Genomic DNA, 22,589 nt, shown 5'->3' with positions numbered 1-22,589 from the left:
ACACGGCTGCAGATTGTACCATTTCGGTACGGAATGCTCTCAAACTGAGCAGCAACTTTCACCGATCCTAAATTTTAAGTGAAATCCGGCACCGACTGGCGGTTGAAGCTTCCGCTGGTTGTGGCAGTTTTTGACCATACGTGGACATCAAAGCGGCGATGGAGCAGCAGGTGTCCGTCGCTGTGGGAGGCGGCTGCAAAACGCTCAAGGGCAACATGTTTGAACGCCATCATCCGCCAAGGCGGTGGTGGACCGGGGCCGCATGACGCGGCGCCAAGCTGTTGAGGAGCCTATCGATGGTCGCAATCGTCTCGGACAAGGTGAGCGGTAAGACAGAAACCGTGGCGGAGGACAAGATCGTCCTCGAAAGGCCGAGCACCGTAAAGCTTGCCCTGTCGCCCAGTGACATCGCCTCCACTGCGCGCGTCGGCGACGACCTCATCATCCATCTGCAGAACGGCCAGGAAGTCGACGTCCAGGGCTTCTATCACAGCCAGGGTGGCGAGCAGAGCGAACTCGTTCTCGAGGATTCCTCCGGAAACGTCTGGATGGGCGACTATGCCGATGCAGCCGGCGATATCACCTTTACGCCCGCAGGCGCAGTCGACCAGCTCGTCGGCGCCGGGGCGGCGGCTGGTGGTGCCGGCGCGGGATCCCTCCTCGGCATCGCGCTGCCTCTTGCTCTTGCCGCGGGCGGTGTCGCGCTCGCCGCCGGCGGGGGTGGCGGCGGCAGCTCGGATGACGACACCGATTCTGATGCAGATGCAGATGCGGATGCCGACGCGGATGCTGACGCAGACGCCGACGCCGATGCGGATGCCGATGCCGATGCGGACGCTGATGCCGATGCGGACGCGGATGCCGACGCAGATTCCGACTCCGATGCGGATACCGATCCACCTTCAGCCGCCACCAATCTGACGGTCAACGCATCCGGATTGCTGCTGAGCGGGCTGGGTGAAGCCGGTGCCACCGTCACGGTGAAGGATGCGAATGGCGATGTGGTCGGGACGGGCACAGTCGGCCCGAACGGCGCCTTCTCCATCGCTCTCGATCCGGCGCAGACAGATGGCAGCGCACTCTCCGTCACCCTGGAGGATGCGGCGCATAACGTCTCTGTGGCGGCAAACGTCACGACGCCCGATCTCGCGGCGCCGGAAGCCGCGACCGAGCTTGCCGTCAGCAATGGCGGCGCAACGCTCACCGGCCGCGGCGAAGCCGGCGCTACCGTCACGGTCACCGATGCGAATGGCGTCACGATCGGCACGGCAACGGTCGGAAACAATGGGACATTCACCGTATCGCTGGCGCCGCCGCAGGCAAATGGCGGCGAGATCGACGTCGTGCTGAAGGATGCGGCCGGCAATTCCTCCACACCGCAGGGTCTGACGATCACCGACACCGAGGCGCCGGGTACGCCGACCAGTCTGCTCGTCAACGATGCCGGAACGGTCGTGACCGGCCACGGCGAGGCCGGGACGACCGTCACGGTCACCAACGCCGCCGGCACGGTGCTCGGTACCAATACGGTCAATCCCGACGGCACCTTCAGCGTGACCATCGACCCGGCGCAGAGCGACGGCGTGCCCCTGAGCGTCGTGCTGAAGGATGCCGCGGGCAACACATCCGATCCGGGCTCGGTCCTCGCGCCGGATGCCGATGCCCCGGCCGCTCCGACCGGTCTCGTCATCAACGCGCAAGGGACGGGTTTGACCGGCGAAGGCACTGGGGGCGCTCAGGTCAAGGTGACCAATGCCGCCGGTGATACGGTCGGTACCGGTACCGTTCTTGGAGACGGCACCTTCTCGGTGACGCTCAATCCCGCGCAGACGAATGGCGGGGAGCTGCATGTCGTGCTGACGGATGCCAATGGCACGTCGCAGCCCGGCATCGTGCTCTCGCCCGATCTGATCGGGCCCGATGCTCCGACCAATTTGCATGTCGATGACACCGGCGTCTCGCTGACCGGGCGTGGCGAGCCCGGCGCGACTGTCAGCGTCAAGAATGCTGCCGGCGATGTCGTCGGCACCGGCATTGTGGCGCCGGATGGGTCCTTCAACATAGCGCTGGCACCCGCGCAGGCGGATGGCGGCAATCTGCAGGTCACTCTCTCGGATGCTGCCGGCCATACGTCGGAAGCCGCCTCGACGCCGACGCAGGATCACCTCGCCCCCGATGCGCCGATCGATCTCGTCGTCAATCCCGCCGGCTCCGTGCTCACCGGCCGCGGCGAGGCCGGAACGACGGTCAAGGTCACGACCGCTGACGGCGTTCTCGTCGGCACCGCGCTCGTTGGCGCGGGCGGCACTTTCACCGTTCCGCTGAGCCCGCAGCAGGCCGACGGGCGGCCACTGGAGGTCACCCTTCAGGACACGGCCGGCAACACGTCAGAGCCGGGCACGGCCGCGACAGTGGATGCGACGCCGCCCGCGGCCGTCGCCGGTCTCGATGTCAATGATGCCGGCACGGTGCTCACCGGCCAGGGCGAACCCGGAGCAACGGCGACTGTGACCAATGCCGCGGGTACCGTAATCGGCACCGCGACGGTTGGGCCCGATGGATCCTTCACGATCGGCCTCTCCCCGGCGCAGACCGATGGCGGCGACCTGGAAGTCCGTTTGACGGATACTCAGGGCAATCAATCCGCCGCAGCCACCGTCGCATCGCCCGATCTCCTCGCTCCTGACGCACCGACCGATCTCGCCGTCGCGGCCGATGGCGGCAGTCTCACCGGCAAGGGGGAGCCCGGCTCGACCGTTACGGTCACCAACGCCGGTGGCGATCCCATCGGCACGGCAACAGTTGGCACCGACGGCAATTTCACCGTCGCACTGGCGCCGCCGCAGACGGATGGCGGCAATCTCAACGTTACTCTGACCGACGCCGATGGCAATGCCTCGGCGCCCGAACAGGTGCCGTCGACCGACCTGCTGGAGCCCGACGCGCCGACCAATCTCTCGCTGAATCCCACCGGCACCGTGCTCACCGGCCGCGGCGAAGCTGGGGCGACGGTGATCGTCACCAATGAAGCCGGCACTGAGGTGGCGACCGGTACGGTCGGTACTGACGGTACTTTCACAATCCCGCTCAATCCGGCTCAGGCCAATGGCGATGACCTCACGGTCAGGCTCGACGACCCCGCCGGCAACCAGTCCGAGACAGCCTCGATAACGACACCTGATCTCGCGGCTCCTGATGCTCCTCTCGACGTCGCGATCAACGGCGCCCGGACGGTGCTGACCGGCGACGGCGAGGCCGGCGCGACCATCACCGTCAAGGATGCCGATGGGGTCACCGTCGGCACCGGGCTCGTTGCGGCCGACGGCAGCTTCTCGATCAATCTCAGCCCGGCGCAAACCGCGGGCGGCACCCTGCAGATCGTCCAGGCGGATGCGGCGGGCAATGCCTCGCAGGCAACGGCTTTGCCGCTGACGGATATTCAGCCGCCGGAGCCGCCGACCAGTCTGCTGGTCAGCGCCAGTGGGCTGCAGCTCACCGGTGTCGGCGAAGTTGGTGCCACGGTCACAGTGACCAATGGTTCCGGCACCGTGCTTGGCACTGCCCTCGTCGGTGCCAACGGCGCCTTCAGCGTTGCGCTCTCGCAGGCGCAGCTCGACGGGCAGACGCTCAGTGTCACGCAGGAGGATGCCGCAGGGAATGACTCCACGGCGGCTACCGTGCTTGCGCCCGATCCTGATGCCCCGCCCGCACCGGACAATCTGATCGTCAATGCCGAGGGAACGGCCTTGACCGGCGATGGCCTCGCCGGGAGCACGGTCACGGTTTCGCGCGCCGACGGCACGGTCATCGCCACGGGCATGGTCGGCGGCAATGGCACCTTCAATATCCCGCTTGCTCCGGCACAGATCGATGGCAGCGACCTGAAGGTCGTGCTGACCGGGGCCGGCGGAACATCGCAGCCGGGCTTTGCCGAGACGCCCGACCTGACGCCGCCCGATGCGGCGACCAATCTCTCCGTCGACGATGGCGGGGCAACGCTGATGGGCAGAGGCGAGCCCGGCGCGCTCGTCACCGTCACCAATGCTGCCGGTATCGAAGTCGGCACCGGCACGGTCGGCGCCAACGGCGTCTTCAATGTGGCGCTCTCGCCCGCGCAGGCCGATGGCGGCAACCTTTCCGTCGTGCTTTCTGATGCGGCTGGAAACGACTCCGATCCGGCAAACACAGCCACCACTGATACCACTGCCCCGGACGCGCCGACTGAGCTCGGCGTCAGCGGAACCGGGACGTCGCTGACCGGCGAAGGCGAAGTCGGTGCAACCGTTACCGTGACCAATGCTGCCGGTACTGTTGTCGGCACCGGCATCGTCGCCGCAAATGGCACCTTCACGATCGGCCTCTCCCCGGCGCAGATCGATGGCGGTGATCTGCAGGTGGTGCAGAAGGATATCGCTGGAAACATCTCCGATCCCGGCACCGCGGCTACCCCCGATCTCGTCGATCCGGCCGCGCCCACCGGGCTTACGGTCAACGCTACCGGCACCCTGCTCACCGGCCAGGGCGAAGCAGGTGCGACGGCGACGGTCTATAACGCCCTCGGCGTCGCCGTCGGTACGGCGATCGTGGCCGCAGGCGGTGCCTTCAGCGTCACTCTGTCCCCCGCACAGGCCAATGGCGGCGCGCTGACGGTGGTGCTCGAAGATGCCGCACACAATATCTCCGATCCCGGTTCGATCCTGACGCCGGACCTGCTGCCACCGGATGCGCCGACAGGTCTTTCCGTCAATGCATCGGGCACCGAGCTAACGGGCATGGGCGAGGCTGGAACCACGGTCACCGTCGTTGATACCGATGGCAATGTCGTCGGTACCGGCGTGGTTCACGCCGACGGCACCTTTAGCATCGGCCTGTCGCCGGCGCAGGTCGATGGCGGCGCTCTGGAGATCGAGCTCAGGGATACCGCCGGCAATATCTCGCTTCCCGGCAGCATTCTCGCGCCAGGGCTCGACTTCCAGCTCACCGATGCCAGCGCCACAGCGACGCTCGATCGCAGCGTGACGGATATCCCCGAAGCGAGGCCCTCCACCGCATCCGATACGCAGTTCGATCTGCTCGGGCTCAACATCGGAAATCTTGCAAGCGTCAACCTCGGCTCGGCAAACCAGCCGGTGGTGAACTTCAATCTCGGTGGGGCAAACAATCATGTCGCCCTCGATCTCGGGATATCGGGCGCGCTGCAGATCGGCCTGCTGAGCAGCTACACAGTCATCATCGAGCGCTTCCAGAATGGCGCGTGGGTGCGTCCGGGCGATCTCGGCAATCAGGTGCACAACGGCATCCTCGATCTCGATCTGCTCGGTCTGGGCAGCACCCATGCCGTGATCAGCCTCGACGACATACCGGCCGGCACCTACCGCGCAACGCTGGTTCCCGACGCCGGGGTCAATATCGGCGTCGCCCTGACACGCGACATATCGGTGGTGGCAACGGATCTGACGGAACAGGTCAATGTCAGCGTCGGAGAAAAGGCGACCGGCAATTTCATCGCCAGTTCAGCGACCGGCAGCGTCGATGACCTCCAGGTCGGCTCGGTCAATTTCGACGGCCATGCGCACGCGATGGTCAATGGCAGCGTCAGCGTCACCGGTGATTTCGGCACGCTGCTGATCCATGCCGACGGCAGCTACACCTACACGCCGGATACCGGCGTCACGGCGGGCGGTACGGATCATTTCACGGTGACGGTCTTCGACCCCGATACCGGCAATGCGCTGACCGCCGATCTGAGCATCGATGTCGATATCCACGACGCATCTTCGGCCACGGCTGCGGCATCCAGCATCTCGACCCTTGCTTTTGCCGATACCGATGCGGTGGACGCAAGCAGCGCCACGACGCATGCGACGGCCGAACGCACCGATAGCTCCACCCATGATACCGGCGATTCAGCCAATCACGCCACCGGCGACGAGACGGCGGGGCTGGTGCCGGATCAGGGTGGTCAGGAGATCGATCTCAGCGGCCTCTCGGCCATCTCGCACGATACCCCGGCAACAGACACGGGATCGGCGGCGCCGGTAGCTGTGGAGACGCACGAGGTCGCGGTCCCTGTCGAGACCGCGGCGACTGTGACGATCGATCCGTTCGAGCCGATCAAGCCGGATGACGATCTGACCACGCATAAGCTTCCTGTCGTGTGACGTTTAGGAGATCGCCGATGGCTCTTGCAGACGACACTCCCGCAGCATTCGAACAGCGAAGCGGGGCCACGGCCGCAGTCGCACCGAACACAGCAGATGATCCGCGCGGCCTGCGCTGGATCGAGATTGTCGGCAGGCTTGCGCAGCATTACGGCATCACGCATTCCCGGTCTGCCAACAGCTATCTGCCGATCATGCAGGAGACGGCGTCGCCGTTGCGCCGCATCGAGAAGCTCGCCCGCCGCTTCGGCCTGGATGTGAAGCCGGTTGAACCGGTGGTCAGCGGCATCACTGGCCGGCGCCTGCCGTTACTTTTGGAATTGAAGGGCGGCGCGGTTGGCCTGATCACCGAGATCAGGGATGGCGAGGCCAAGATCACCTTTGCCGAGGATAACGGCCAGTGGACGTGGATCGAGACATCCTATCTGCAGGATGGTATTGCTCATCTGCTGATCGCGCGCGACGCCCGCACACGGACCGACGAACGGGTGGATGCCTATATCGCGCCCGATACGCATGGCTGGTTCCGCAAGCTGGCGCTCAATGATCTTCGCCCCTACGGCTATGTGCTGCTTGCCTCGCTGATCGCCAACGCTCTTTCGGTGACCGGCGTGATCTTCTCGATGCAGGTCTATGACCGCGTCGTCCCCGCCAATTCGATGAGCACGCTGGTCGTGCTGTTCATCGGTGTGATGCTTGCCGTGGTCTTCGATTTCATCATGCGCAAGGTGAGGACGCTGATCATCGACGTGCTCGGAAAACGCGCCGATATCAAGATTTCGGACGTGGTCTTCGGTCATGCACTACGGGTGCGCAACCAGAACCGGCCGAAGGCGACCGGAACCTTCATCGCGCAGCTGCGCGATCTCGAACAGGTCCGCGATCTCTTTACCTCGACGACCGTCGCGGCGATCGCCGATCTCCCCTTCTTCTTCCTCTTCCTGGCGCTGATGGCGCTGATCGGCGGATGGCTTGCGGTCATCCCCGCGGTGGCGCTGCTGCTGATGATCGCTCCCGGATTGCTCGCCCAGCGCCGCCTGCGGGCATGCGCCGGCCAGGCGATGCGCGAGGCGTCGCTGCGCAATGCCATGCTGGTCGAGGCGGTACAGGGCATCGAGGATATCAAGGCGCTGCAGGCCGAAAGCGTGTTTCAGGAGAAGTGGAACACCTTCAATACGGCGAGTGCCGATGCTCAGGTCCGGCTGCGCTACATCACCAGCATCCTCACCGGCTGGGGGCACAGCATCCAGACCAGCGTCTTTGCCGTCATCGTCTTCTGCGGCGCGCCGATCGTCATGAAGGGCGATATGAGCACCGGTTCTCTGGTCGCCTGCTCGATCCTCGGTTCGCGGATGATGGCGCCGATGGCGCAGCTGACGCAGGTCTTGAGCCGGTTTCAGCATGCCAAGCTCGGGCTGCAGAGCCTCAATACGATCATGAAGATGCCGGTCGATCATCCGCCGGCGGAAACGCGGCTCTCGGTTGGCTCGCTGCTCGGGCAGTACCAGCTCAGCAATACGCTCTATTATTACGGCCAGCCCGTCGGCAAGCCGGCGCTTTCGGTGGCGGAACTGAAGATCGATGCCGGCGAGACGATTGCCCTGCTCGGGAAGAACGGCGCGGGAAAATCGACCTTGCTTCAGGCCTTGTCAGGGCAGATCGAGCCCGCCTCCGGCGAGGTGCTGATCGACAATCTCGCCATGGAGCAGATCGATCCCAACGATCTCCGCCGCGAAGTCGGTTTGCTGACGCAGAACTCGCGGCTGTTTCACGGCACAATACGCGAAAACATCCTGCTCGGTGCGCAAAGCGCCTCCCAGCAGGCGCTGCTTGATGCCCTCCAGATGACCGGCGCCGACGACTTCATCCGCATGATGCCGAAGGGGCTCGATCACCTGATCGATGAAGGCGGGCGAGGTCTTTCCGGCGGCCAGCAGCAGGCGCTGCTCCTGTCACGGCTCCTGATCCGCAACCCATCCGTCGTTCTCCTCGACGAGCCGACGGCCTCGATGGACGAAGCGACCGAGCGGCTCTTCATCCGGCGGTTTTCCGCCTGGTGCCGCGGCAAGACGGTGGTGATCGCCACGCACCGGATGCGGGTTCTCGACCTGATCGAGCGTGTCGTGGCGCTCGATCAGGGCCGGATCGTGCTCGACGCGCCGAAGGAGCAGGCGTTGCGGGCTCTCAGAGGCGAACCGCCGCCGCAGACACCAGAGACGGCGATCGCCCAGCGCGAGCGCCTCGAGCGAGCCTTCGAGCAACGTCCTGTTCAGGAGCGGAGCAGCCCATGAGCACCTCCTTTTCCCGCGCCATCGACGATAGCTGGCATTTCGGCGGCGAAGATGCCGTCCGCCTCTCCAAGGCAACGCGCGTCGTCAAGCTCTTCCTGCTGCTCCTCATCGTGGCGATCGGCTGGGCGAATTTCGCTGTTCTCGACGAGGTCTCGACCGGCGACGGCAAGGTTGTGCCGATCCGCCGCGAGCAGGTCATTCAATCGCTGGAGGGCGGTATCGTCTCGACGCTGAAGGTTCAGGAGAACCAGATCGTCGAGGCCGGGCAGCTGTTGGCACAGCTCGACCCGACGCTGACCGAATCCGATGTCGGTGAATCGACGGCCAAATATCGTGCAGCGCTGGCGAGCTCGGCGCGGCTGACGGCAGAGGTCAATCAGACCCCGCTTGTCTTTCCCGACGAGCTGAAAAGCGATCCCGATCTGATTGCCACCGAAACCAAGCTCTACGATGCGCGGCTTGGAAACCTGAAACAGACGCTGAAATGGCTAGACGAGTCCCTGGCGCTCAGCCGCCAGGAACTCAGCGTCAACGAAGGCCTGAGCGAGATGGGGGCGGCAAGCAGCGTCGAGATCATCAGGCTGAAGCGCGAACAGGCGGAACTCGAGCTCAAGAAGGTCGAGGCGACGACGCAATATGTCGTCGAGGCCCGCGAGCAGCTTTCAAAGGCGAATGCCGACGTCGCCTCGCTGCGCTCGGTGATCAAGGGCCGTTCCGACAGCCTAGCGCGCCTGACGCTGCGCTCGCCGGTGCGCGGCATCGTCAAGAATATCGAGGTCTCGACAATCGGCGGCGTCGTGCCGCCGAACGGCAAGCTGATGGATATCATACCGCTCGGCGATCAGTTGATGATCGAAGCGCGCATGTCACCGCGCGATATTGCCTTCGTGCACCCGGATCAGCGGGCGACGGTGAAAATCACCGCCTATGACTACGCAATCTATGGCGGCCTGGAGGGCAAGGTCGTGACGATCTCGCCGGATACGATCCAGGACGAGGTGGATCCCGAGATCTACTATTATCGCGTCTTCGTGAAGACCGAGAAGGATGCGCTGAGCAACGCGGCCGGCAAGCAATTCCCGATCTCGCCGGGCATGATCGCAACCGTCGACATCCATACAGGCGAGAAGAGCGTGCTCGATTATCTGATCAAGCCCTTCAACAAGGCGCGTGAAGCCATGCGAGAGCGTTGAGGCATGATGGGGCTCATCTCCGACGCCGATCTCGCGGCGCTGCGCGAGCAGGTGCGGCGAGGCTGCCAGGAGCTTCAACACCCATACCCTGCCTTCGTGCTGTTCATCTCCTTCTCCTCCGGCAAGGAGCGCGCGGCGGTCCGGATGGTGCGTGGCGCAACGTTCGACGCCGTTTGGCAGGCCGGGGTCGCGGCGATACGCGAGCTTGCGGAGCAGCAAACGGGTGAGAACTTCTGGCTCCGCATCGATTGGCCGATGGCCGTCGATGCAACGACTTTTGCTGAGCTTCACCGCATGCTCGCAGGCACCAAGCGGAACTATTTCCGGCTCGGCATCAGCTTCGATGAGAATTTCGAGCGTGCCCTCCTTGAGCAGGAGCTGAACGCCAATGCGATGCTCTATGGCGGCAATCATAATCCGACGGCCGAATTCAACGAGGGCAACTTCCGCGCCTATTTTCAAAGCCGCTTCCCCCGCACTCCCCTGCCTGCCTTTGGTGACGATACGCCAGTGCATCTCTTCACCAGCAAGGGCGCCTTCTTCGATGGTGTCTTGCACGATCTCTATCCGACGGGCCGCAATGCCGGCCGACGTATTATCGATGCGCTGAGCATCCCGTTGCTCAATTCGCTGATTGCGGCCGGATCCAATTTTCTCGCCGATCAGGTCGGTGCGGACGGGCGTTTCGTCTACGGCCTGCATCCATGCTTCGACCGGACCATCGATAGCTACAATACGCTCAGACAAGCCAGCGCGACTTACGCGATGATCGAGGCTTACGAAGTCACGCGCAGCCAGTCGTTGCGCGACGCGATCGAGCGTTCCCTGACCCGCATGAGAGAAGATTTCATCGTCCGCACGGATTTGCCGGACGGGCGCGCTGCCGCGTTTCTGGTCGAGGCGAATTCCGAGATCAAGCTGGGTGGCAATGCGCTGGCGATCCTTGCGCTTGCCAAGCTGGCTGAGGTGGAAAGCGGCGATGCTGATCACGGGCTGATGTCGCGGCTCGCAGCCGGGATCTCTTTCATGCAGGACGCGGAGAGCGGCGCATTCCGTCACGTTCTCCATTTCCCATCACTCGCCACCAAGGATGCGTTCCGGACGATCTATTACGAGGGCGAGGCTGCCTTCGCGTTGATGCGCCTTTACGATCTCACCGGAGACAGGGCGTTGCTGACAGCGGCCCAGAGGGCCTTCTCGCATTTTATCGCAGCCGGCAATGAGAGGCATCACGATCACTGGCTGGCTTATGCCGCCAACGAACTCACCCGCCATTGCCCGCGGGAGGACTACTACCGCTTCGCGATTGCCAATGTCGCCGGTCACCTGGATTTCGTCGCCAAACGGATCACCACCTTCCCCACCCTGCTGGAGCTGATGATGGCGTCTCGGCAGGTGATGACCCGGCTGGAAGGTGATCGAGAACACGCGCATCTGCTCGGAGATATCGACCGGAGCCGTTTCGGCGCGGCCCTCGAACGCCGGGCCCTCTATCTGCTGAACGGTCACTTCTGGCCGGAACTGGCAATGTTCATGAAGAACCCTGCACGGATCGCAGGCTCATTCTTCATCCGCCATCACGCCTTCCGGGTGCGCATCGACGATGTCGAGCATTACCTGTCCGGACTGATCGCCTATCGCCGGCAGGCCTTGGAAGCCGCGGCAATCGTCGCTCTCGGCCAGCGCAGCCTCGCTGGAGACCGCGGCGCTCCAGAAAAATACCCACAGGCGCAGCCTGCCGGGTAAGAGCGTACGCCATTTATCACGAATAAAGCCTTCAAAAACAGCTGCTTAACAGCCATTTTTGATAAATTGTCTTAAAGTTTTTCGTTTTTGCCTGCTCCGCTTTGTCGAAATATATTCAATGGCTTAGACGGATATATTGAACTTATTTTCTAGAAATCTTCCGGCCGCCGCATCGATCTGCAGCGGCCGAGCCTTGGGAGGCTAGTCTTTCCTAGATGATGCCGCCACCGCCTGCGGCCGAAGCCGGGCGCTCGGCCGATACCTTCTTGCGGTAGCCGCTGGCGCGGTAGGTCGCGACCGGGTCGATCGCGCCGCCGGCGCGGCGGCGGGCTTCGGCGAGGATCGGCTCGACATCGGCGCGATAGGCGCGCTTCAGCGTTTCGGTCGCCATCAGCGCGTCGTTCTCATCCTGATAGCCGGCGAGCGCCTTGCGATCGACGAGCAGGGCCTGGGCATAGGCGCGTCGGATTTCGTTGGCGCTGTTGATCAGGCTCTCGATCGGATCGGTGACGTTATGCGACTGGTCGATCATATGGGCCGGATTGAAGTCGTTGACGCCGCGCTGTTCGGCATCGACAAGCTCGTTGAAGACGAGGAACAGGCGGTAGGGCTCGATCGAGCCGGCATCCAGGTCATCGTCGCCGTATTTCGAGTCGTTGAAATGGAAGCCGCCGAGCTTTCCGAACTGGATCAGCCGGGCGACGATCATCTCGATATTGGTGTTCGGCGCGTGGTGGCCGAGGTCGACGAGGCACTGCGCCTTGGGGCCGAGAGTCTGGGCGATCAGGTAGTTGGTGCCCCAATCCTGCACGATGGTCGAGTAGAAGGCCGGCTCGTACATCTTGTGCTCGGAGAACAGCTTCCAGTCGTCCGGCAGCGCCTTGTAGATGTCGCCCATTGAGGAGAGATAGCGCTCGAAGGCCCTCGTGAAATTGCTCTGGCCAGGGAAGTTCGAGCCGTCGCCGATCCAGACGGTCAGCGCCTTGGAGCCGATCGACTTGCCGATCTCGATGCATTCGAGATTGTGCTCGACCGCCTGGGCGCGGGTTGCCGCATCCGTGTGGCTGAGCGAACCGTATTTGTAGGAATGCTTCTGGCCGGGTGCGTCCGAGAAGGTGTTGGAATTCATCGCATCGAAGCCGAGACCGAGCGCATCGCCCTTGGCGCGCAGCTCCTTGGCATCGGCCTTGTCCCACGGAATATGCAGCGAGACATTCGGCGTCGCCCGCGTCAGCTCGTTGATGACGGAGCAATCGTCGAGCTTGTCGAAGATGCCGCGCGGCTCACCGGTTCCGGGGAAGCGTGCAAAGCGCGTGCCGCCCGTGCCGACGCCCCAGGAGGGAACGGCGACGAAGAATTCGGACACCTTGCGGGTGACGTTCTCGATATCGATGCCGCGGCGCGCAAGCGTAGCGCCGAGCGCGTCGTAGTCGTCTTTCAGCGCGGCCGCGCGCTTGTCGTTCTGCTGCGCGATTACATCCCGCGCGATCTTCTGTTCAGTCATGATTTCCTCCCGATCTCGATTCCTCCCTTCTCCCCTCGGGGAGAAGGTGGCCCGAAGGGTCGGATGAGGGGGCTACCCGCACCGTCACTTCTGGCCTTTCGCAATTCGCTCAAGGCACGCCTCGCGTTGCTCGGCATCCCCCTCATCTGCCCTGACGGGCATCTTCTCCCCGCTGGGGAGAAGGGAACCTCATGCCTTACCGCGGGAAGCTCTGTGCGTTGCCGGCGTCGACGTTGATGATGTTGCCGGTCGACTTGGCCGACAGATCGGACGCCAGGAAGTAGATGGCTTCGGCGATATCTTCCGGGAAGACGTTGAGCTTCAGCATCGAACGCTTGCGGTAATGTTCCTCGAGATCGTCCACCTCGATCTTCGAGGAGGCCGCGCGCTGTTCGCGCCACTCGCCGTTCCAGATCTTCGAGCCGCGCAGAACCGCATCCGGGTTGACCGTGTTGACGCGAATGCCGGCTTCCGCGCCTTCGAGCGCAAGGCAGCGTGCGAGATGGATCTCGGCAGCCTTGGCCGTGCAATAGGCGGCGGCATTCGGCGACGAGGCAAGGCCGTTCTTCGAGGCGACGAAGACGACATTGCCGCCGAGGTTCTGCTTGCGGAACAGCCGGAAGGCTTCGCGCGATACCAGGAAGTAGCCGGTCGCGAGAATATCGATGTTCTTGTTCCACATCGAAAGCTCGGTGCTTTCGATCGGCGCCGAGGAGGCGATGCCGGCATTGGACACGAGGATATCGACACCGCCGAATTCGACGCAGGATTCGGCGAAGGCCGAGATGACCGCATCTTCTCGGGTGACATCGAGCTTGACGCTGCGAACCGCGTCGGCGCTGTACTTCTTGGCGAAATCGGCTTCGGCGGCAGAGAGCGCTTCGGCGTCGATATCGGCGAGCACCACGCAGGCACCCTCGCCCATCAGACGGGCCGCCGTTGCGCGGCCGATGCCACCGGCGCCGCCGGTGACGAAGGCAACCTTGCCGGCCAGGCTCTTCGGCTTCGGCATGCGCTGCAGCTTGGCTTCTTCAAGCAGCCAGTATTCGATATCGAAGGCTTCCTGCTCCGGCAGGCCCTGATATTCGGAAACCGTCGAAGCGCCGCGCATGACATTGATGGCGTTGACGTAGAACTCGCTGGCGATGCGGGCCGTTGCCTTGTCGCGGGCAAAGGAGAGCATGCCGACGCCGGGCACCAGGAAGATGACCGGGTTCGCATCGCGCATGGCGGGCGAATTGTCGTGCTTGCAGTCATTGTAATAGCGGGCGTAGTCGGCGCGGTAGGCTTCCAGCGCCGCATCGAGACCGGCGATGATGGCATCGACATCGGGCTTTGCCGGATCGAATTCGACGATCAGCGGTCGGATCTTGGTGCGCAGGAAATGGTCGGGGCAGCTGGTGCCGAGCGCGCCGAGCGGGCGCAGGTTCTTCGAATTGACGAATTCTAGCACGGCGTCCTGATCATCGAAATGACCGAGCTTGCGCTCCTGCTTGCCGATGCGGCCGCGGATTTCCGGCATCAGGCGGGCAGCAATGGCGCGGCGCTCGGCAACCGGCAGGCTCTCGGTCGACGCGCCGCCGAAGATCGTCTTTCCTTCGGTCTGCTGCGCGAACCACTCGATTGCCTTGTTGATGATATCGAGCGTCAGCTCGTAGCAGGCCTTGGCATCGTTCGCCCAGGTGAAGAGGCCGTGGCTTTCGAGGACGACGCCCTTGGCATTCGGGTTGGCCTTGACGAAGGCTTCGAGATCGAGGCCGAGCTGGAAGCCCGGACGGCGCCAGGGCAGCCAGCCGATGTCAGCGCCGAAGATCTGCTGCGTCAATTCCCTGGAATTCTTGGAGGCGGCAATCGCGATGATCGCGTCCGGATGCATGTGATCGACATGGGTGAACGGCACGAAGCCGTGCAGCGGCGTATCGATCGAGGCAGCGCGGGAGTTCAGGTTGAAGGTGCAATGCGGCAGGAAGCCGACCATGCGGTCTTCGTCCTCGACACCCTTGTAGATGCTCTTCAGCGAGTCGAGCTTGTCCTGATAGAGTGTCGCGAAGCCATCGAGCTTGATGGTGCCGACGTCGCCGCCGGAGCCCTTCACCCAGAGAACCTTGACCTTTTCGCCATTGAGCGGATCGGTTTCCATCACCTTCGCAGAGGTGTTGCCGCCGCCGTAATTGGTGATGCGCTTGTCGGCGCCGAGGAGGTTGGAGCGGTAGAGCAGCTTGCCGGGCTCATCGAGTTTCGCCGCGTAACTGTCATCCCAACGGTTATCAAGAAGCCGGACGTTGGCCGCCATGTCATCCTCCCATGTGAGTTCTTGTGCGCAGAAAGATCCACGCTCTTGTCGTGACGGGTATCGCTCATCAAAATGCGCGTTGTCAATCGAAAACGATCAAAAACAGTTATTGTGCAGCGCAGTATGAAATTTCTTGATCGTTTTTGATTGACAGCTTTTAACCGATACGAAATAAATGTGACACGGAGGAACCAATGCACGAACGCGAACGCCATCGCATCATCATGAGCGCGGTACAGGAAAAGTCGGTCGTCACGATTCAGGATATCGCTGAACTGACCGAGGCTTCCGAGGCCACGATCCGTCGTGACATTGCGGCCCTTCATGTGCAGGGCAAGATCCGCCGCGTGCGCGGTGGCGCCGAGGCCGTTCACCCGCCGCAGTTGGGCAATCTGGCAGGCCGTCCGTTCCGGGTGTCAGAATCAGTCAATATCGATAAGAAACGCGCAATTGCCCGCGCAGCCGTTGATCTCTGCGACCCCGGCGACGCCATCATCATCAACGGCGGCACGACGACATTCCAGATGGTTCACTTCATGTCCGGCCACCGGATGCAGGTGATGACCAATTCCTTCGCGATCGCCGAACATCTGGTGAAGCACTCGAAGAATACGGTGACGGTTCCGGGCGGCGTGATCTATCGCGAGCAGAGCCTGATCCTGTCGCCTTTCGACAATGACGCGATCCGTCATTTCTATGCACGCCGCTTCTTCTTCGGTGCCCAGGGCGTCGGCCCGCACGGCATCATGGAAGCCGATGCGCAGATCATTCAAAGCGAACAGAAGCTGATGCATCAGGCAGACGAGCTCGTCGTCATGGTCGATTCAAGCAAGTTCCGCCGCCGCTCGAGCCTCATTCTGTGCCCGCTCGAGCGCGTTTCGACGATCATCACGGACGATGGCATCCCGGAGGAGGCCGTCCGCATGATCGAGGATGCAGGTATCAAGCTCGTGATCGCGAGCGCAGCCGCACAGGCGGCAAGGGAGGATTCCTCGTCGGTCGCCTGAGGGGCGCCGGCCGGATGTCGTTAGACTTAATCAACGTGGGAGGATGAAAGCATGAAACTAGCAAAGAAACTTGCAATCGGCGTGGCATTTGCCGTCGCCGTGATGGCCGGCTCGGCCAGCGCCAAGGACATCAAGATCGGTCTCGTCGTGAAGTCGCTGGGCAACGGCTTCTTCGACGCCGCCAACAAGGGCGCGCAGGAAGCAGCCAAGGAACTCGGCGGCGTGGAAGTGATTTACACCGGCCCGACCTCGACGACCGCAGAAGGCCAGATCGAAGTCATCAACTCGCTGATCGCCCAGGGCGTCGATGCGATCGCCATCTCGGCAAACGATCCGGACGCTGTCGTTCCGGCCCTCAAGAAGGCCGCACAGCGCGGCATCAAGGTCATCTCCTGGGACTCCGGCGTTGCACCTGAAGGCCGTATCCTGCAGCTGAACCCGTCGTCCAACGAGCTGATCGGCAAGATGTGCCTGACGCTCGTCAAGGATCACCTCGAAGGCGGCAAGGGCGATTTCGCCATCCTGTCGGCAACGACGACCTCGACGAACCAGAACATCTGGATCGACCAGATGAAGAAGCAGCTGAAGGACTTCGCTGGCCTGAACCTTGTCACCACGGTGTACGGCGATGACCTCTCCGACAAGTCCTACCGCGAAGCTGAAGGCCTCCTGAAGTCCAACCCGAACGTCAAGGTCATCGTCGCTCCGACGACGGTCGGCGTTCTCGCCGCTTCCAAGGTTGTCGAAGACAAGGGCCTCGTCGGCAAGGTCTACGTGACGGGTCTCGGCCTGCCGTCCGAAATGGCCGGCGCGATCAAGTCTGGCGCGACCAAGGAATTCGCGATCTGGAACCCGATCGACCTCGGCTATTCCGCAACGCAGATCGCCTATCACCTCGTCAAGGGTGATGCCGACGGCAAGCCGGGCACGGAAATCGAAGCCGGCCGCATGGGCAAAATCAAGATCGACGACAAGGGCGAAGCCGCCATGTCCGATCCGTTCGTCTACAACGCTTCGAACATCGACCAGTTCTCCAAGGTCTTCTGATCTTTCGGAAACATCCGGACACCCGGCGGCACCATGCCGCCGGGCTTCTCTTTCTTCATGGTTTTGCTGATGACGACTGCCCTTCAAGAACCAGTCCAGGCCACAAGGCCCGATGACGCGCCCGCCATTCTCGAAATGCGCGGCATTTCGCAGATATTCCCGGGCGTGAAGGCGCTCGATAATGTCAGCATTGCGCTCTATCCGGGCAAGGTCACGGCGCTCATCGGAGAAAACGGCGCCGGCAAATCGACGCTGGTCAAGATCCTCACCGGCATCTACCGCCCGAACGAAGGCGAGATCATCGTCGATGGGCAGACTGTCAGCTTTACGAGCGCGCAGGCCGCGATCGACGCAGGCGTCACCGCCATCCACCAGGAAACCGTGCTCTTCGACGAGCTGACGGTTGCCGAAAACATCTTTCTCGGCCATGCGCCGAAAACCCGCTTCCGCACCATCGACTGGAAGGCGATGAACGAGCGCTCGAGGGAGCTGCTGATCTCGCTGGAAAGCAATATCGATCCGACGATCCGCCTCAAGGACCTCTCGATCGCGCAGCGCCATCTGGTGGCGATCGCCCGTGCGCTGTCGATCGAGGCCCGGATCGTCATCATGGACGAGCCGACGGCCGCCCTTTCGCGCAAGGAGATCGACGATCTCTTCCGCATCGTCCAGGGCCTGAAGGCCAAGGGCAAGGCGATCCTCTTCATCAGCCACAAGTTCGACGAGCTCTACGAGATCGCCGACAATTTCGCCGTCTTTCGCGACGGCAAGGCGGTCGGTGCCGGGCGTCTCAAGGAGACGCCGCAGGATACGATCGTCAAGATGATGGTCGGCCGCGACGTCGAGAACGCCTTCCCGAAGATCGACGTGGCGATCGGCGCTCCGGTCATGAGCGTCGAGAAATACTGTCACCGTACAGAATTCCGCGACATTTCCTTCACGCTCCGCAAGGGCGAAATCCTCGGCGTCTACGGCCTGATCGGCGCCGGCCGCTCGGAGCTCGGCCAATCGCTGTTCGGCATCACCAAGCCGCTCTCCGGCCGCCTGACACTGGAAGGCAAGGAACTGTCGATCAATTCGCCGCTCGATGCGATCCGCGCCGGTATCGTCTATGTGCCCGAAGAACGCGGCCGCCATGGCCTGGCGCTGCCGATGCCGATCTATCAGAACATGACCCTGCCGTCGCTGACGCGAACCTCGCGCAAGGGCTTCCTGAAGGCCGCGGAAGAATTCGCCCTCGCCCGCAAATATGCCGAGCGGCTGGATCTCCGCGCGGCCGCGCTCTCAGTGCCCGTCGGCACGCTTTCGGGCGGCAACCAGCAGAAGGTCGTCATCGGCAAGTGGCTGGCCACCATGCCGAAGGTCATCATTCTCGACGAGCCGACCAAGGGCATCGATATCGGCTCCAAGGCCGCCGTCCATGGCTTCATCAGCGAGCTTGCGGCCGAGGGCCTGTCGATCATCATGATCTCTTCGGAACTGCCGGAGATTATCGGCATGTCCGATCGTGTGCTGGTGATGAAGGAAGGCCTTTCGGCCGGCCTCTACGACCGCGACAAACTCTCGCCGGAAGTGCTGGTGCGCGCGGCGACCGGAAATGCGTGAGGTAAAAGCATGGCAAGACTGATCAGAAAACGCGAAACCCTGCTTTTCGTCATCATAGTCGTGATGATCGGCATCTTCTCGACGCGCGCGTCCGATTTCGCGACGCCGTCGAACCTCGCCGGCATCTTCAACGATACTTCGATCCTGATCATCCTGGCGCTGGCGCAGATGACCGTCATCCTGACGAAATCGATCGACCTCTCGGTCGCCGCCAACCTTGCCTTTACCGGCATGGCGATCGCCATGCTGAACGCCGCCTATCCCGGCATCCCATTGATTGTGCTGATCGTCGCGGCGATCGCGATCGGCGCCGCACTCGGCGCCATCAACGGCTTCCTCGTCTGGGCGCTCGAAATACCGCCGATCGTGGTGACGCTGGGTACGCTGACGATCTATCGCGGCATGGCCTTCGTCCTCTCCGGCGGCGCCTGGGTGAACGCCCATCAGATGACGCCGACTTTCCTCTCCGTCCCGCGCGAGCCGATCCTCGGCCTGCCGGTCTTGAGCTGGGTCGGCATCATCATCGTGCTCTTGATGTACATGCTCCTGAAATACACGCAGTTCGGCCGCTCGGCCTATGCGACCGGCGGCAATCCGACGGCTGCCGTCTATGCCGGGATCGATACCGGCTGGACGAAGTTCCTCGCCTTCGTGCTCTCGGGCGCGCTGGCGGGCCTTTCCAGCTATCTCTGGGTCTCGCGCTATGCCGTAGCCTATGTCGATATCGCCAACGGTTTCGAGCTCGACAGCGTCGCGGCCTGCGTCATCGGCGGCATCTCGATTGCTGGTGGCGTCGGCTCGGTCATCGGCACGGTGCTCGGCGCGCTGTTCCTCGGCGTCATCAAGAACGCCCTTCCCGTTATCGGCATCTCGCCCTTCACGCAGATGGCGATCTCGGGGACGGTCATCATCCTCGCCGTCGTCTTCAACGCCCGCCGCGAACGCAATCGCGGTCGCATCATCCTGCGGGACAAGGCAGCAGCAGAGGTGGCAGCATGAGCACCGTTTCGTCAGCAGCGCCTGAAAAGCGCGTCATTCCCGATCGTCTGGGCACGCCATTGCGCCGCATCATGTCGAGCTGGGAAGTCCTGCTCTTCGGCGTCGCCGTGCTGATCTTCATCTTCAATTCCGTGGCGTCACCCTATTTCCTCGATGCCTGGAACCTCTCGGATGCGACCTTCAACTTCACCGAAAAGGCGATGATCGCCTTTGCCATGGCGCTGCTCGTCATCGCCGGTGAAATCGACCTCTCCGTCGCCGCCATCATCGCGCTTGCCTCGACGGCGATGGGCGCAGCCGTTCAGGCAGGCTTCGGAACGCCCGTCATCGTGCTGATCGGCATCGGAACCGGCCTCCTCTGCGGCATCTTCAACGGCTTCCTCGTTTCGGTAATGAAACTGCCGTCGATCGTCGTGACCATCGGCACGATGAGCCTGTTCCGCGGCATTTCCTATATCGTGCTCGGCGACCAGGCCTACGGCAAGTATCCGGCCGATTTCGCCTATTTCGGCCAGGGCTATGTCTTCTGGGTGTTTTCGTTCGAATTCGTGCTGTTCATCGTGCTGGCGATTGCCTTCGCGATCCTGCTTCATGCCACGAATTTCGGCCGCCAGATCTACACGATCGGCAATAACGAGTTCGCCGCCCGCTTCTCCGGCATCCCGGTCGAGCGCATCAAGTTCATCCTTTTCGTGCTGACAGGCGTGATGAGCGGCATCGCAGCCGTCTGCCTGACCTCGCGCCTCGGCTCGACGCGCCCCTCGATCGCCCAGGGATGGGAGCTCGAAGTGGTGACCATGGTGGTGCTCGGCGGCGTATCGATCCTCGGCGGCTCCGGCACGATCGGCGGCGTCGTTATCGCCGCCTTCGTCATGGGTCTGGTGACCTTCGGCCTTGGCTTGCTCAATGTTCCCGGCATCGTCATGTCGATCTTCATCGGCCTGCTCCTGATCATCACCATCGCCATCCCGATCATCGCCCGCCGCATCAAGCTGATGAGCTCCAAATGACCATGCAGAAACACGCCTTCAAGATGAAGCTCAATCCGGGCATGGAAGCCGAATACATCAAGCGGCATGACGAGATCTGGCCGGAACTGGTTGATCTCCTGCATAAATCCGGCGCCAGCGATTACTCGATCCATCTCGACCGCGAGACCAACACGCTGTTCGGCGTGCTGACGCGCCCGGCCGATCATACGATGGCGAGCCTGCCGGAACATCCGGTGATGAAGAAGTGGTGGTCGCATATGGCCGACATCATGGCGACCAACCCCGACAATTCGCCCGTCCAAAGCGATCTCGTCACCGTCTTCCATATGCCATGAGCAGCTATCGCCGCATCGCCGTTCTCGATATCGGCAAGACCAACGCCAAGGTCGTCGTCCTCGACGCCGAAACCGGCGGCGAGATCGCTGCCGCCAGGATGGCGAATACCGTTCTCAAGGACGGGGTCTATCCGCATTACGATGTCGAAGCGCTCTGGTCCTTCATGCTCGACGCCTTCAGGCGCTTTGCGAAGGAGCCGGGTTTCGAGGCAATCTCGATCACCACCCATGGTGCATCGGCGGCCCTTCTCGATGCTGGTGGCAATCTCGCCATGCCGGTGCTCGACTACGAACACGAATATCCCGTCGCAATCCGCGACGCCTATACGGCGCTCCGCCCGCCCTTCAGCGAGACTTATTCGCCGCGCCAGACGATGGGCCTGAATATCGGCGCCCAGCTGCATTATCAGAAGACGGCTTTTCCGGATGACTTCGCGAAGGTCGCCGCGATCGTCACCTACCCGCAATACTGGGCGGCGCGACTGACCGGCGTTGCCGCCAACGAAGCGACATCGCTCGGCTGCCATACAGATCTGTGGAACCCGAAGACCGGGCAGTATTCGACACTGGTCGATACACTCGGCATTCGCGATCTGATGGCACCGATCCGCTCGGCGTTCGATGCGCTCGGCCCACTGCTGCCTGATATTGCCAAGGAGATCGGCATCTCGGTTCCGGTCTATTGTGGCATCCACGATTCCAACGCCTCGCTGCTGCCGCATCTGGTTGCCCGCGAAGCGCCCTTCGCCGTCGTCTCGACCGGCACCTGGGTCGTCAATTTCGGCGTCGGTGGTGATCTGGAACATCTCGATGCGAAGCGCGATGCGCTCGCCAATGTCGATGCCTATGGCCGCGCGGTCCCCTCCTCGCGCTTCATGGGCGGGCGTGAGTTCGAAATACTTTCGGCCGAGATCGGCAAGGTTTCCGAGGACGATGCGATCGCTGCCCTGCCATCCGTCATTTCCGGCAAGATCATGCTGCTGCCCAACGTGGCGCCGGGCTCCGGCCCCTTCCCCGGACGGGAAAGGCAATGGATCAACGCCGATGCAGCGGGCTCTGCCGAGCGCTATGCCGCCGCGTGCCTCTATCTCGCGCTGATGAGCCAAGCCTGCCTTGATCTGATCGGCGCCAAGGGGCCGGTGATCGTCGAGGGACCGTTCTCGACGAACGGTCTTTATCTCAAGCTCATGGCAGCGCTGACGCAGCGTGAGGTCATCGCGCTTCCCGGCTCGACCGGCACCAGCCAGGGCGCTTCGCTGCTGACCGGCGTCAAGCCGGCGCCGACCAAGGAGACGCGTTTCGCGCCGTCCGATATCGCCGGGCTCGTGGCCTATCGCGCCGCTTGGTATGCGCTGACGGAATAACAGTCTTTCCAAGGCCGCGCTTTACCCCATCTATCTCAGGCGTTTAGTTTGC

At 62.7% G+C, this 22,589-nt stretch carries 13 protein-coding genes; 11 read left to right on the top strand and 2 right to left on the bottom strand.

Annotated features, from left to right (window positions below):
• Positions 1–296: 296 nt before the first annotated feature.
• From ABIE40_RS24900 to ABIE40_RS24885, 4 genes are read left to right on the top strand one after another with little or no spacing between them, the layout of a single operon-like run.
• Positions 297–6,161, top strand: coding sequence for an Ig-like domain-containing protein (locus ABIE40_RS24900; RefSeq protein WP_199628080.1), 5,865 nt, complete (start codon positions 297–299; stop codon positions 6,159–6,161).
• 17 nt (positions 6,162–6,178) lie between these two features.
• On the top strand, positions 6,179–8,452 hold the full coding sequence (locus tag ABIE40_RS24895) for a type I secretion system permease/ATPase (RefSeq protein WP_199628081.1): 2,274 nt from the start codon (positions 6,179–6,181) through the stop codon (positions 8,450–8,452).
• Positions 8,449–9,645 carry an HlyD family type I secretion periplasmic adaptor subunit gene (locus tag ABIE40_RS24890; protein ID WP_199628082.1) on the top strand — a complete coding sequence of 399 codons (1,197 nt, stop codon included), beginning with the start codon at positions 8,449–8,451 and terminating at the stop codon, positions 9,643–9,645. Before ABIE40_RS24895 ends, ABIE40_RS24890 begins: the two co-directional genes overlap by 4 nt.
• Before the next feature lie 3 nt (positions 9,646–9,648).
• Entirely contained in the window at positions 9,649–11,391 is a 1,743-nt protein-coding gene (locus ABIE40_RS24885; RefSeq protein WP_199628083.1) for a poly(glycerol-phosphate) alpha-glucosyltransferase, read from the top strand.
• 211 nt (positions 11,392–11,602) lie between these two features.
• On the opposite strand, the gene rhaI is transcribed toward ABIE40_RS24885, so the two are convergent.
• Positions 11,603–12,895 (bottom strand): L-rhamnose catabolism isomerase, encoded by a 1,293-nt coding sequence (rhaI, locus tag ABIE40_RS24880; RefSeq protein WP_112720557.1) that lies wholly within the window; start codon positions 12,893–12,895, stop codon positions 11,603–11,605.
• Positions 12,896–13,091: 196 nt separating this feature from the next.
• Entirely contained in the window at positions 13,092–15,188 is a 2,097-nt protein-coding gene (locus tag ABIE40_RS24875) for a bifunctional rhamnulose-1-phosphate aldolase/short-chain dehydrogenase (protein WP_199628084.1), read from the bottom strand.
• A 194-nt stretch (positions 15,189–15,382) separates the two neighbouring features.
• Between ABIE40_RS24875 and ABIE40_RS24870 the strand changes: the two genes are divergently transcribed.
• The 7 genes from ABIE40_RS24870 to ABIE40_RS24840 all read left to right on the top strand — a co-directional run bounded on the left by ABIE40_RS24870 (position 15,383) and on the right by ABIE40_RS24840 (position 22,537).
• Positions 15,383–16,195, top strand: a complete 813-nt coding sequence (locus tag ABIE40_RS24870; protein ID WP_112720559.1) for a DeoR/GlpR family DNA-binding transcription regulator — start codon at positions 15,383–15,385, stop codon at positions 16,193–16,195.
• 51 nt (positions 16,196–16,246) lie between these two features.
• Positions 16,247–17,242: a rhamnose ABC transporter substrate-binding protein gene (gene rhaS / locus ABIE40_RS24865; protein WP_112720560.1), complete on the top strand. Its 996-nt coding sequence runs from the start codon at positions 16,247–16,249 to the stop codon at positions 17,240–17,242.
• A 69-nt stretch (positions 17,243–17,311) separates the two neighbouring features.
• On the top strand, positions 17,312–18,847 hold the full coding sequence (locus tag ABIE40_RS24860; protein ID WP_199628085.1) for a sugar ABC transporter ATP-binding protein: 1,536 nt from the start codon (positions 17,312–17,314) through the stop codon (positions 18,845–18,847).
• 9 nt (positions 18,848–18,856) lie between these two features.
• Complete coding sequence (locus ABIE40_RS24855) at positions 18,857–19,846, top strand: ABC transporter permease (RefSeq protein ID WP_199628086.1); 990 nt, start codon at positions 18,857–18,859, stop codon at positions 19,844–19,846.
• Complete coding sequence (locus ABIE40_RS24850; RefSeq protein WP_199628087.1) at positions 19,843–20,856, top strand: ABC transporter permease; 1,014 nt, start codon at positions 19,843–19,845, stop codon at positions 20,854–20,856. The genes ABIE40_RS24855 and ABIE40_RS24850 overlap by 4 nt, the downstream gene beginning before the upstream one ends.
• Positions 20,853–21,173 carry an L-rhamnose mutarotase gene (gene rhaM / locus ABIE40_RS24845; RefSeq protein ID WP_199628088.1) on the top strand — a complete coding sequence of 107 codons (321 nt, stop codon included), beginning with the start codon at positions 20,853–20,855 and terminating at the stop codon, positions 21,171–21,173. The genes ABIE40_RS24850 and rhaM overlap by 4 nt, the downstream gene beginning before the upstream one ends.
• Entirely contained in the window at positions 21,170–22,537 is a 1,368-nt protein-coding gene (locus tag ABIE40_RS24840; protein ID WP_199628089.1) for an FGGY-family carbohydrate kinase, read from the top strand. Before rhaM ends, ABIE40_RS24840 begins: the two co-directional genes overlap by 4 nt.
• The last annotated feature ends 52 nt before the right edge of the window (positions 22,538–22,589 follow it).

The sequence above is a fragment of the Rhizobium sp. OAE497 genome (assembly GCF_040546565.1).
Classification (GTDB): Bacteria; Pseudomonadota; Alphaproteobacteria; order Rhizobiales; family Rhizobiaceae; genus Rhizobium.
The sequence above is the reverse complement of the archived record's forward strand: the minus strand, read 5'-3'. Positions and strand labels throughout refer to the sequence as shown.